This is a genomic window from Undibacterium sp. Ji42W (assembly GCF_049340405.1).
Classification (GTDB): Bacteria; Pseudomonadota; Gammaproteobacteria; order Burkholderiales; family Burkholderiaceae_D; genus Undibacterium.
In genome coordinates this window covers 451,193-463,820 of record NZ_JBMPOV010000001.1, presented here as the reverse complement: position 1 = coordinate 463,820, position 12,628 = coordinate 451,193, and the positions used below count along the sequence as shown (strand labels likewise).

Sequence of the window (12,628 nt, the reverse complement as noted above, 5' to 3'; positions counted from 1 at the left end):
GAGTGGCGCATCGCGCCCTGCATCCAACATTAGACGGCTGAATTATGCAATTTTCTGAAAACTGGCTACGTACCATGGTCGATCCGAAGATGACTTCGGATGAATTGTCCCATCTGCTTACCATGTCGGGATTGGAAGTCGAAGAGGTGGAGCCAGTTGCTCCTCCATTTAACAATATCGTCGTCGCCGAAATCCGCGAAATCGCCAAGCATCCTGACGCCGACAAACTCAATGTCTGCCAGGTCGATGTAGGTACTGGCAGTCTCTTGAACATCGTCTGCGGCGCACCGAATGTACGCGTAGGCATGAAAGTGCCTTGCGCCATGGTGGGTGCCATCCTGCCGCCTGGTGCAGATGGCAAACCATTTGAAATCAAGATAGGCAAATTGCGCGGCGTTGAGTCTTATGGCATGCTGTGCTCAGCACGCGAATTGAAATTGTCGGAAGACCATGGTGGCTTGATGGACTTGCCATCTGATGCGCCAGTCGGTCAAAATTTCCGTGATTATTATCAACTTAATGACCTGAAATTCACTATTAAGCTGACCCCGAACAAGGCAGATTGCCTGTCCGTACTAGGTGTGGCGCGTGAAGTATCTGCCTTGACCGGCACAGCCATGCACTTGCCGGAGGTAATTGTGTTGCCGGTGACTTTGCAAGAGACATTGCCTGTCAAAGTCAGCGCGCCTGATCTGTGTGGTCGTTTTGCCGGCCGTGTTATCCGTGGCGTCAATGCCCGTGCCGCGACACCAGAATGGATGAAGCAAAGACTGGAACGCAGTGGTCAGCGTCCTATTTCTGCACTGGTCGATATTTCCAACTATGTCATGCTGGAACTGGGGCGTCCTTCCCATGTGTTTGACCTGGACAAAATCCATGGTGGCCTGGAAGTGCGCTGGGGCAAGGCTGGCGAATCGCTGAAGCTCTTGAACGGCAATACGGTAGAAGTGGATGACTGGGTTGGCGTTATTTCTGATGATAAAGAGATTGAATCCCTGGCCGGTATCATGGGGGGGGACTCGACATCCGTAACACTGGATACGCAAAATATTTATCTGGAAGCCGCCTTCTGGTGGCCGCAAGCGATACAGGGCCGTGCCCGTCGTTTCAATTTCTCTACCGATGCAGCGCACCGCTTTGAGCGCGGCGTCGATTTTGCTTCCATCGTCGAACATATAGAGCGTATCAGTGCCCTGATCGTTGAGATTTGTGGTGGTGCTGAACAAGTCAAGTTGGGCCCGGTGGATGACCAGATCGTCAATCTGCCACAACGTCTGCCAGTCAAGCTGCGTACTGCACGCGCTGTGAAAGTTATTGGCGTTGCTTTGGATGATGCCAGAATTGCCGATATTTTCACCCGCCTGGGTTTGCAATTCACTCAGCAGCCAGGTGAGTTTTTGGTGACGCCGCCGTCTTATCGCTTCGATATAGAAATCGAAGAAGATCTGATCGAAGAAGTGGCGCGTGTCTATGGCTTTGAGAATATTCCTGCATTACCGCCGGTAGCTGCCAATGCCATGCTGATCGCACCAGAAAACCAGCGTTCGCTGTTTGCCGTGCGTCGCCTTGTGGCTGACCAGGATTATCAGGAAGTCGTCAATTACAGCTTCGTTGAAGAAGCCTGGGAAAAAGATTTTGCTGGCAATGATGCGCCAGTTAAATTGCTCAATCCTATCGCCAGCCAGATGAGTGTCATGCGTACCAGCATGATAGGTAGTCTGGTAGCGAATACCCGTTATAACCTGAACCGCAAGCTGAACCGCGTCCGTATTTTTGAAATCGGTGCGGTGTATTTGCAAGATGCTGGCGTGCAGGATGGCCCGCTGGAAGTGGCTGGTTATCACCAGCCTAAACGTCTGGCGGCACTGGCCTATGGCCCGGTAGCAGAAGAGCAGTGGGGGCAGGATACCCGCAATGTTGATTTCTTTGATATCAAGGCTGATCTGGAGGCCTTGTTTGCACCCGGCTCCTTGCGCTTCGTCAAGAATGAACATGTCGCCCTGCATCCTGGTCGCAGTGCAAGCATAGAGTTCGATGGCAAAGTCATTGGCTTTATTGGCGAATTGCACCCACGCCTGCAGCAAAAGTATGATCTGCCTTTGGCACCGGTGGTATTTGAAGTTGATGTGACAGCCTTGCAACAAGTGCAAGTGCCCTCATATCAAGAAATATCCAAGTTCCAGGCAGTCACCCGGGATCTGGCGCTAGTTGTCAAACAGACAGTTCTAGTCCAAAATTTGCTGGATGTTTTCAAGCAGGAAGCGCAGCAGAACGAAGCATGTAAAATCGTGCAAGGCTTTGTTTTGTTTGATGAATATCGTGGAAAAGGTCTGGAAGCAGATGAGAAAAGTCTTGCTTTCCGCTTTAGCTTGCAAGATACTCAAAGTACGCTGCAAGACGATAAAGTGGAGGCTGCAATGCAAGCCCTGGTGCAAGCTGCGAGCCAGCAATTTGCTGCCAAACTGCGTTGATCTTGTCTGTCATTGTTAGTATTAATTGAGAAGAGTTTCGAAATGAATGATGTGATTTCCGCCGAGTTCCAATCGGTGCTGGATGCTGATTTGAATCGCGCAATGCAGGAAGCCCGGGCGCGGTCACAGGCGGAAAAGGAATTGCCTACCTTGACCAAGGCAGAATTGGCAGAACTCTTGTTTGAGCATGTTGGTTTGAACAAGCGCGAAGCCAAGGATATGGTCGAAACTTTTTTTGATGAAATCCGTGATGCACTGGAAAGAGGCGAGGCCGTCAAGTTGTCCGGCTTTGGCAATTTCCAGTTGCGTGACAAGCCGCAACGCCCTGGTCGCAATCCTAAAACCGGTGAAGAAATTCCTATTACTGCACGTCGTGTCGTTACTTTCCATGCCAGCCAGAAACTCAAAGGCATGGTTGACGATGTCGGTAATCAACCTCTTGCCCATGCTGCCTGATATTTTCCATGACTGAAATCAAGATTGAGTCTTTTGTACTGCCGCCTATCCCGGCCAAGCGGTATTTTACGATAGGCGAAGTTGGTGAATTGTGTGGCGTCAAACCGCATGTCCTGCGCTATTGGGAGCAGGAATTTACGCAACTGAAGCCAGTCAAGCGTCGCGGCAACCGTCGCTACTATCAACATCATGAAGTGTTGCTGATACGCCGTATCCGTGAATTATTATATGAACAGGGCTTTACCATCAATGGCGCGAGAAACAAACTCAACGTCAATGGTGGTCATGCTGAGTCAGCATCCAATGAACCTGTTGAAGAACCAGTGAATTTGCATCAGATCAGGGATGAATTGCAATCCATCCTGGGTTTGCTGAAGGTGTGACAAGGTCTGCCGTACAATAAATGTCAGTAAAAACCGGCGGTAAGAAGCTGTAAAACAAACTGTCATTCCAAAAAGCCACCTGTGCATTTGCCCGGTGGCTTTTTTCATATGCAGCAAATGTCACCCAACAGCTTGCATTGGCTCATGCTGCCAGTTTTTTCTTCTCAGACACTTTCGCGCCTTGTATAGTCAGCGCCAGACGGTCTTCAGAGTTGCTGGCCAGATGCAGGTGCTGTATTTCTATGGCAAGCAGTTCCTGCGTTTTGAATACGCTGACGGCAGCGCCCAGCGAGGCGGCCTGTTCTTCCAGCTTTGCAGTGGATTCACTCGCCATTTCCACCAGCCGGGTATTATCTTGCGTGATCTGATCGATATCGCTTATCGCCTGATTTACGTCAGAAATTCCCGTGCTCTGTTCCTGGCTGGCCTTGGCGATTTGTTTGATGAGTTCAGTGACCACTTCCACATTGTCGGCAATATTGCGCATGGTCTGGCCTGCCGTGTTAATCATTTTGCTGCCAGCTTCCACTGCCTCGCCGGACGAGGCGATCAGGACTTTAATCTCCTTGGCAGCATTCGCGCTGCGTTGTGCCAGGTTGCGTACCTCTGCAGCCACTACCGCAAAGCCACGGCCTTCTTGACCTGCTCTGGCTGCTTCTACCGCCGCATTCAGCGCCAGGATATTGGTCTGGAAAGCGATGCCATCCATGACGCTGATGATTTCAGTGATTTTTTTGGAGCTTGCACTGACAGTTTGCATGGAGAGTATGCTGTTCTCCATGACTTCCAGCCCTTGTTGCACGCGCTCTGCGGAACTATGCATAAGGCTGTTCGCCTGTGCCAGGTTACCCGCATTCTCGGTAATGGTGGCGGTCAGTTCATCAATGGCCGTGGCGGTTTGTTGTAGGGATGTTGCCTGGTTTTCTGTGCGGCTGGCCAGGTCCGTGTTTTCATCGTGAATTTCCCTGGCAATGATATCCACCGTTTGTGCGCTGCGTCGGATATTGGCGACCAGATTACTCAGCTCCACATTCATACTGCCGACAGCATTGATCAACTGCGCCAGTTCATCTTTGCCACGGCTGCTGACACGGTTCCGTAAGTTGCCGGCGGCCGTTTCTGCGATTGCTTTTGTCAAGGTGTTGACGTCCATCGTTAAGGCCTGATAGATCGCTACCAGCAGATAGCTGGCGATCAACAGCAGTAAGATAATGCCCGCGGACATTTGCCAGGCATATTGATTGGCCTTTTCAATTTTCTGGGCGAGATTGGTAGCGATAAGGCTGGCGATCGCTGTTTTCGTCATGGCCAGTTTGTTCAAATTATCTGTGCCAGCTTGCAGGAATGCATCACCGCTGCTTTGATTGACGGATGCCAGCACTTCATCCTGTGAGCGTTCCAGGAATTTTTTTGCATCAGCGATGCTGGCCTGCATGGTGGCATTCGTCGATGCATATTCTTTTCCATGCGCACTCAGGTTTTGCATGCTCAGCGCAAGCTCGGATAAATTCAGCTTTGCCAGCATATGCAGGGAATTGAGCATCACATCTTCACCAGCCTCAAACAAGCCAGTATCAATGTAAGCCGCACCACGACCGGCAATGATGGACAATTTCTCTTCTATCTGTGGGAGGGTATTGATATAAATACTGACCAGTTGATGGGTTGTTAAATCGCTGTCCAGTGCCAGCTTCGAACTATTGGCAATTTCTGTCATCTCAAGTTCCAGTGAATTTAACAGCTTCGTATATTCAATAAAACTTTCTGCTGACTTGAGTTGCGCCTCTCTTGCCAGTAGCGTAGCCCACAGATTTTTGGTTGGGCTGGCCTGATCAGTTTGCTTTAGTAATGCAGCTATCTTGCCCTGGTTTTCTGCAATGCTGGCTGACAGTTGTTTGTTGCCTAGCAGCCGCATATGTTGCAATGCGCGCTGCTTTTGTATCAGCAGGCGCAAATCATTTTTTGCCGTGATGCTTTTAATCGCGACTTGCTTTGCCTTGGTTTGCAATACGTCTTCGCGCAGGTTTTGAAACAGCAGCGCCAGTACCACAAACAGGGGAATGGCAAAGGCAAGGGCGACAAAACTGAGTTTGTGGGCAATTTTAAAATTGCGTAATAGCCGGATGGCAGGGGAGGTAAGCAGGGTCATTTTGAGGTACCAAATGAGTTTGTGGAGGCATTAGGGCGAAGCCTAAACGGGCAATGTGACTATGCAGTGACAGCAAGCAACATCCTCATGAATAGCAAGGATTTGTTGGTTCGTCATATGTAGAGTTTTTGAATTGCAATTTGTTAATGCCTGGTACTTTTCAATGGAATAGTTAAATCAAACGTTTGATTTATATGTTAGTATGCATCGCATGAAAATATCCAGCCAGAAAAAAACCTCATCGCAACAAGTGCAACAAGCGCAACAAGCTCAGCGGGCGCAGCCAGATAGCCAGGTTTCTACCCCTGATGGAAAGATTTTGCGTGTCGATGGCATGGAGGCGCGTACACGTCTGCTGGACGCGGCCCTGATCTTGTTTGCCGAAAAAGGTTATGCCAAAACTTCGATACGTGAGATTGCCAAGGCAGCAGGCGTCAATATTTCTGCGATCAGTTATTATTTTTCTGATAAAGCAGGTTTGTACCATGCAGTGTTCAATGACCCGCGCACCAATCCAAATGTCGATCCCGAGATATTTGAAGCGGACATTGCAGACATGCGTGCTGTTTTGCTGAAACTGATCTGCACTTTTACTGATTCGCTGAAGCAGGGTGAGATCATGGAAACCTGCATGAAGCTGCACTTTCGTGAAATGCTGGAACCCACAGGCCTGTGGATGGAAGAAATTGACTCCGTCATCAAACCTTCGCACCAGGGTTTTGTCAGGCTTTTGTGCCGTTATCTTGGCATCACCAAGGCAGATGATGATGTACACAGGCTGGCGATTTCAATTACTGGACTGGCGATTTCACTGCTGATCAGCGGTGACGTGATACAGGCGACCAGGCCCGCGTTAATCGCCAAGCCCAAGGCAATTGATGCCTATGCTTCGCGTCTGGTGGACTATGCCATCGCTATGTGTGAAGACGAAAAACGACGCCGGCTTTTAACAAGTTCTGATAAACCAAATCTTTGACAGCGATATGACTATACGACATTTCATTCTTATGCCGGCCATTGCCGTCTTGCTGGCAGCATGCTCGACAACTGCTCCAATGACATCCAGTACCGGTAGCGTGCCAGCACAATGGCAGGCAGTATTGCCCTCCGTGGAAAAAAATACCGAATTGCGCAACTGGTGGCAAACCAATGGCGATGCCAGTTTGCTGGAATTGATTGAGTCTGCACAAAAGGTCAGCCCTTCCATTTCCCAAGCCTGGTCACGCATAGAAACTGCCAGGGCCGCAAGGGTGGCCAGTGGTGCTGCACTCTTACCTTCGCTCGATGCTGTTGCCAATGCGACCCGGGCAAAAAACCAGCCGGGCATGCCAGTCGCCACTACATCGCAGGCAGGTTTGCAGACAGCCTGGGAAATTGATGTGTTTGGCGCCAATCGCGCTACCAATCAGGCTGCCCAGGCAGAGTTGGAAGGTACGCAGGCGCTTTGGCATGATGCGCGGATATCGGTAGCGGCTGAAGTAGCGCAACTGTATTTCTCTGTCATCAGCTGCCAGCAAACGGCAGACCTGACCTGGCAAGATGCCAAGTCACGCGCAGAAACTGCCAGGCTGACTGAACTCAGTGCCCACGCCGGCATGTCATCCAGTGCGACATCAGCACTGGCACGCGCCAGCGCTGCTGAAGGTAATAGCCGTGCCATACAACAGGCTGCATTATGTGATCTGGATATCAAAGCCCTGGTCGCGCTGACTGCCAAGCCAGAGCCAGACCTCAGGCAATTATTGACAATTGCCCAGGCCAGTTTCAAAAACCTGCTGCCTTTGGCTGTCACCACCTTGCCTGCACAATTACTGGCGCAAAGGCCGGACGTGTATGCGGCCGAGAAAGAAGTGGCAACCGCCAGTGCCCAGGTCGGCGCTGCAGAAGCGCAGCGTTATCCACGTCTGAGCCTCAGTGGGTCCATCGGCACCATGCGCTATGACGTTGCAGGCAGTACGACACGGATGGATACCTGGTCGGTCGGCCCACTTGCTTTGACCCTGCCTATATTCAACGGTGGACAGACGACAGCCAACATTGAAGCTGCCAAAGCACGTTACCTAAATGCAAGTGTCAATTATCACGGCAAGGTCAGGCAGGCAGTACGTGAAGTGGAGGAGGCACTGGTTAATCTGAACAGCACAGATGCCCGTCGCCTTGATTCTGAAATTTCAGCCAAAGGCTATGACCAGTCTTTGCAGGCAACTGCCCAGCGTTACAACAAGGGCATGGCCAGCTTGCTGGAACTGGAAGACACGCGGCGCACTGCCTTCGCTTCCCAGTCTGCCCTGATTGCCCTGCAGTTAGAAAGAAATCGTGCCTGGATCGCGCTATACCGTGCGCTGGGCGGTGGCTGGGATTTGAATGCACAAGCAGCTACCCAGCCTCAGCCCGAATTCCAGCCCCAACGCCAGATAAATTCCTGAATTTAAAAATTAAACAGAAAGCGTATCAGACATGATGAAACTCATTTCACGCAAACCACTATCCCTGAGCCTGGCTGGCATGATTGCTGTTGGTGCTGGCGGTATCTGGCTGTCAGCGACATCCAATGCTGCGGATGAACCAGCCAAGACAGCCAGTGCCTCTGCGAGTGCCACGAAAGTGAAACCCGCCCTGACGGTCACCACGACTAAAGCCAGTAGCGGTAATCTCGTCATCAAGTTGGCCGCCAACGGCAGTGTCGCCGCCTGGCAGGAAGCCTTGATCGGCTCAGAGGCAACAGGCCTGCGCATACAAGAGTTGCATGCCAATATCGGTGATGTGGTGCAGCGCGGCCAGTTGCTGGTCAGCTTTGCCAGCGAAACCGTCAAAGCCGATCTGGCACTGGCACAAGCCAGCCTGGCGGAGGCGCAAGCCAATCTGGCTGACGCTGCAGCCAATGCAGAACGTACTCGTTCCCTGCAATCGAGTGGAGCACTTAGTGCCCAGCAAGTTGGTCAATATCTGACTGCAGAGCAAACCGCCAAAGCCCGGGTTGAATCGGCTAAAGCAAGTGTAGAAGCCCAGCAATTGCGTATGCGCCATACCCGCGTTCTTGCACCTGACAGCGGTATTATTACTGCGCGTGCAGCTACCCTTGGTTCTGTCGTCGGTAACGGTGCAGAGTTGTTCCGCATGATACGTCAGGGGCGTCTGGAATGGCGTGCTGAAGTAACGGCCAGTGAAATGGCAAAAATAATGCCAGGTACTGAAGCCATTGTTACTGCACCAGGTGGAACGCAATGGAAGGGTAAGGTCAGGGTGGTATCGCCAACAGTCGATGCGCAAACCAGGATGGGACTGGTATATGTTGATCTGGTGCCAGATGCAAATAGTACGGCCAAGCCACAAGCAGCTACGGCATCTCTGGCATTCAAGCCGGGTATGTATGCCAAGGGCGATTTTGTGATGGGCAGTTCTCAAGCCTTGACCATACCGCAGCAGGCTGTGGTGGTCAGGGATGGTTTCAGCTATGCCTTCCGTGTTAATGCGGATAACCGCGTCACGCAAATCAAATTGCAGACTGGCCGCCGCGTATCCAATGCGCAGGGCGATCTGGTGGAAGTGGTCTCTGGTTTGAATGCAGACAGCACCATCGTTTCCAGCGGCGCAGGCTTCTTGAATGATGGCGATACCGTAAAAGTGGTGGCTGCAACCAAGCCAGCCAATGCCACAGCCGTCACTCCGGTGACACCGGCTGCTGCAAAAAATTAAGGGGTTCATGTGAATTTCTCTTCCCTCTCCATAAAAAATCCCATACCGGCGATCATGCTGTTTATCTTGCTGACGCTGGCAGGGATATTGTCGTTTCGCTCTACTATAGTCCAGGATTTCCCGGATATTGAATTGCCCATCGTCACAGTCAGTGCACCTTTGTCTGGTGCCGCACCGGCACAGCTGGAAACTGAGGTCGCCCGCAAGATAGAAGATGCTGTCGCTTCACTGCAGGGCGTGAAAAACGTCTACACCAAAGTACTCGATGGTGATGTTGAAGTCACGGTCGAATTTGTCCTGGAAAAAGTGATTTCGGATGCAGTCAATGAAGTGCGTGATGCAGTGGCAACCGTACGCGCCGACTTGCCTAGCGAAATGCGTGATCCTACTGTCACCAAGGCATCTACTGCTGGCCGTGTCATCATGACGTACACGGTAGAAGCTGCAGACGATAGCAAAGACAGTAAAGTTGTTGCTGGCGAAAGTAGCAAACCAGATGCGCAAGAGCTGAGCTGGTTTGTCGATAACACCGTGGCAAAACGCTTGCGTGCTGTCCCCGGTGTTGGTGCGGTCAGGCGCATGGGTGGTGTCAGCCGCGAAGTGCGGGTTGAACTTGATACCGAAAAAATGGCAGCCCTCAATGTCGCTGCTGTTGATGTATCGCGTCGCTTGAAGCTGGTGCAGCAAGAGGCTCCAGGTGGTCGTGGTGATGTCAGTGGTGCAGAGCAATCTGTCCGTACTATTGCGACCGTCAAGACGGCGGCTGAGCTAGCTGTTCTGGATATCCCTTTGCCAGATGGCAGGCATATACGGCTTGATCAGGTGGCCCGCGTACTTGATACCGTCAGCGAGCCACGTTCAGTGGCAACACTTGATGGCAAGCCCGTGGTCGGCTTTGAAGTGTTCCGTACCAAGGGCGCCAGTGAAGTCGATGTTGCCAAAGGTTCACATGCTGCGGTCGATGAATTGCAGGTTGCGCATCCTAACATGAAGTTTCATCAGGCCATCGACAATGCGCAGCCGGTAGAGGAAAACTTCGATGGCTCCATGGACTTGCTGTATGAGGGCGCCTTATTGGCCATTCTGGTGGTGTGGTGGTTCTTGCGTGACTGGCGTGCAACGCTGGTGGCAGCAGCTGCCTTGCCTTTGTCGGTGATACCTACTTTCCTTGGTCTCAAGTATTTTGGATATACCCTCAATACCGTAACCTTGTTGTCGCTCGCTTTGGTAGTGGGTGTCCTGGTTGATGATGCGATTGTGGAAATTGAAAACATTGCCCGCCATTTACACATGGGCAAAACACCGATGCAGGCCGCCATGGAAGCGGCGGATGAAATTGGTATGGCCGTCATTGCCACTACCTTTGCGCTGGTTGCCGTGTTCTTGCCTACTGCTTTCATGGGAGGTGTGCCTGGCCTGTTTTTCAAGCAGTTTGGCTGGACAGCGGTGATTGCGATTCTGGCTTCGCTGGTGGTCGCGCGTTTGCTGACGCCGATGATGGCAGCTTACATCATGAAGTCCCCCAAGCCTGGCAAGGCTGGTGAACATGGTCAGGCCGATGGCTGGCTCATGACGCGCTATATGAGAACTATGCAATGGTGCCTGCGTCACCGCTTCATCACGATGGCGGCTGCCACGGTATTTTTTGTTTGCTCAATCGCATTGGTAGGTCTGTTGCCAACAGGTTTCGTCCCCTCTGCAGACCGCGCACAAACGCAGGTAAACATTGAGCTGCCGCCAGGCAGCACGCTGGCAGAAACCCGTGCCGTCGCTGAGCAGGCCCGGATCGCCATCATGAAGAATAAAGAAATTATCAATGTCTTCAGTTCTATCGGTGGTGGTTCCAGTGGTGATGCTTTTGCTCCTGGTGCTGCAGCAGAAGCCCGACGCGCAGTGTTGACCGTAACGGCAGTGCACAGAAATAAACGCAAAGATTCAATTGCCGATATTGACGCCAAAATCCGTACCGAGATAGCAGATATTTCTGGTGCCAGGTTTACGGTTGGGCCGCCGGATACTGGCGTCAAGATGCAACTGGTCTTGCAAAGTGAAGACCCGCTGGCTTTGCTTGAAGCGGCACAAAAAGTGGAAAGGGAATTGCGTACACTCAAAGGTGTGGGTAATGTCAGTTCCAGTGCTTCATTGGTACGTCCCGAAATTATCGTGCGCCCCGATTCAGCAAGGGCCGCGGACCTGGGTGTGACGGCTTCTTCCATCGGTGAAACAGTGCGGGTGGCAACGGCGGGCGATTATGACCAGGCTTTACCAAAGCTGAATCTGTCGCAGCGTCAGGTGCCTATCCGCGTCAAATTGCCTGATAGTTTCAGGGCTGACCTGGCTGAGATAGAGCGCCTGACTGTGCCAGGCAAGAATGGTCCTGTCATGCTGGGCAGCGTTGCCAGCGTCACCATGGAATCTGGCCCGGCTCAGATAGACCGTTTGAACCGCAAACGTAATGTGACACTGGATGTGGAGCTCGGTAGCCGTCAGTTAGGTGAAGTCAATGAAGAAGCCCGCGCTTTGCCGAGTATGAAAAACCTGCCACCCTCAGTCAGCATTGCTGAGCTTGGTGATGCGCAGGAGATGCAAGCCTTGTTTGCCAGCTTTGGCATAGCCATGTTGATCGGCGTACTGTGTATCTATGGTGTCTTGGTTTTGTTGTTCAAGGATTTCTTGCAACCGGTGACGATTCTGGCAGCCCTGCCTTTGAGCATAGGTGGTGCATTCGTGGCCTTGCTGGTGACTGGCCGCGCTTTGTCTATGCCATCCATGATAGGCCTGATCATGCTCATGGGTATCGTCACCAAGAATTCTATCTTGTTGGTTGATTATGCAGTCTTGGCCAGAAATGCAGGTTTGACTCGTTTTGATGCTCTGGTTGATGCCTGCCACAAACGTAGCCGCCCCATCATCATGACCACCATCGCCATGGGCGCTGGCATGATGCCTTTGGCGATGGGTTGGGGGGCTGACCCCAGCTTCCGGTCGCCGATGGCAATTGCGGTGATTGGTGGCTTGATTACTTCGACCTTGTTGAGCTTGCTGGTGGTGCCGGCAGTGTTCACCTATATCGATGACTTTGAGCATTTGTTAGGGAAAATCAGGCGCAAATTGTCTGGAAAATCTGCAAACCAGCTTACAACGGATGCTCATCAAAGTTTATAAAATGTATTTTGCTATGTAGTGAGCTTGTAGAGTAAGTCAAAATAAGAACCCCGCAACATGAAAGTGTTGTGGGGTTTTGTTATTTTCATGTTGGTAACGACAATCATTTTTCCAAATCAATCACTATCGCCATTTTTATTTGTTAGCACTTTTCCTTTGAGAAACAAAGGCTTGAACCAAAAAAAACAAAAAATCAATCCCATGGCATATCAGATTGTGGACTCTATTCATGCTTTGCTATAATGCGACCCTATTTGTTACAAATTGTATAGCACAGTACTATGCGCCCTGTGGCATGCTAAAAAAAC

8 protein-coding genes are annotated in these 12,628 nt (G+C 51.4%); 7 read left to right on the top strand and 1 reads right to left on the bottom strand.

The window, feature by feature from the left end; all coding sequences use genetic code 11:
- Positions 1 to 44: 44 nt before the first annotated feature.
- From pheT to ACO0LG_RS02195, 3 genes are read left to right on the top strand one after another with little or no spacing between them, the layout of a single operon-like run.
- Positions 45 to 2,471 carry a phenylalanine--tRNA ligase subunit beta gene (pheT, locus tag ACO0LG_RS02205; RefSeq protein ID WP_423022879.1) on the top strand — a complete coding sequence of 809 codons (2,427 nt, stop codon included), beginning with the start codon at positions 45 to 47 and terminating at the stop codon, positions 2,469 to 2,471.
- Positions 2,472 to 2,513: 42 nt separating this feature from the next.
- The gene (locus ACO0LG_RS02200; protein WP_110253938.1) at positions 2,514 to 2,927 is read left to right on the top strand and encodes an integration host factor subunit alpha; all 414 of its coding nucleotides are present in this window, start codon (positions 2,514 to 2,516) and stop codon (positions 2,925 to 2,927) included.
- Between the two features lie 8 nt (positions 2,928 to 2,935).
- Positions 2,936 to 3,310: a MerR family transcriptional regulator gene (locus ACO0LG_RS02195; RefSeq protein ID WP_162041789.1), complete on the top strand. Its 375-nt coding sequence runs from the start codon at positions 2,936 to 2,938 to the stop codon at positions 3,308 to 3,310.
- A gap of 142 nt (positions 3,311 to 3,452) precedes the next feature.
- Here the strand turns inward: ACO0LG_RS02195 and ACO0LG_RS02190 are convergent, their stop codons facing one another.
- On the bottom strand, positions 3,453 to 5,459 hold the full coding sequence (locus ACO0LG_RS02190; protein WP_423022877.1) for a methyl-accepting chemotaxis protein: 2,007 nt from the start codon (positions 5,457 to 5,459) through the stop codon (positions 3,453 to 3,455).
- A gap of 211 nt (positions 5,460 to 5,670) precedes the next feature.
- Here ACO0LG_RS02190 and ACO0LG_RS02185 point away from each other — a divergent pair, with 211 nt between their 5' ends.
- From ACO0LG_RS02185 to ACO0LG_RS02170, 4 genes are read left to right on the top strand one after another with little or no spacing between them, the layout of a single operon-like run.
- Positions 5,671 to 6,435 carry a TetR/AcrR family transcriptional regulator gene (locus tag ACO0LG_RS02185; protein ID WP_423022875.1) on the top strand — a complete coding sequence of 255 codons (765 nt, stop codon included), beginning with the start codon at positions 5,671 to 5,673 and terminating at the stop codon, positions 6,433 to 6,435.
- A gap of 7 nt (positions 6,436 to 6,442) precedes the next feature.
- Entirely contained in the window at positions 6,443 to 7,885 is a 1,443-nt protein-coding gene (locus ACO0LG_RS02180) for an efflux transporter outer membrane subunit (RefSeq protein WP_423022873.1), read from the top strand.
- A 31-nt stretch (positions 7,886 to 7,916) separates the two neighbouring features.
- Positions 7,917 to 9,155, top strand: coding sequence for an efflux RND transporter periplasmic adaptor subunit (locus tag ACO0LG_RS02175; RefSeq protein ID WP_423022871.1), 1,239 nt, complete (start codon positions 7,917 to 7,919; stop codon positions 9,153 to 9,155).
- A 9-nt stretch (positions 9,156 to 9,164) separates the two neighbouring features.
- Positions 9,165 to 12,320 carry an efflux RND transporter permease subunit gene (locus ACO0LG_RS02170; protein WP_423022869.1) on the top strand — a complete coding sequence of 1,052 codons (3,156 nt, stop codon included), beginning with the start codon at positions 9,165 to 9,167 and terminating at the stop codon, positions 12,318 to 12,320.
- Positions 12,321 to 12,628: the final 308 nt, after the last annotated feature.

Coding starts and splice junctions, on each gene's coding strand:
- pheT (WP_423022879.1), top strand. CDS start 45: ATGCAATTTTCTGAAAACTGGCTACGTACCATGGTCGATCCGAAGATG.
- ACO0LG_RS02200 (WP_110253938.1), top strand. CDS start 2,514: ATGAATGATGTGATTTCCGCCGAGTTCCAATCGGTGCTGGATGCTGAT.
- ACO0LG_RS02195 (WP_162041789.1), top strand. CDS start 2,936: ATGACTGAAATCAAGATTGAGTCTTTTGTACTGCCGCCTATCCCGGCC.
- ACO0LG_RS02190 (WP_423022877.1), bottom strand. CDS start 5,459: ATGACCCTGCTTACCTCCCCTGCCATCCGGCTATTACGCAATTTTAAA.
- ACO0LG_RS02185 (WP_423022875.1), top strand. CDS start 5,671: ATGAAAATATCCAGCCAGAAAAAAACCTCATCGCAACAAGTGCAACAA.
- ACO0LG_RS02180 (WP_423022873.1), top strand. CDS start 6,443: ATGACTATACGACATTTCATTCTTATGCCGGCCATTGCCGTCTTGCTG.
- ACO0LG_RS02175 (WP_423022871.1), top strand. CDS start 7,917: ATGATGAAACTCATTTCACGCAAACCACTATCCCTGAGCCTGGCTGGC.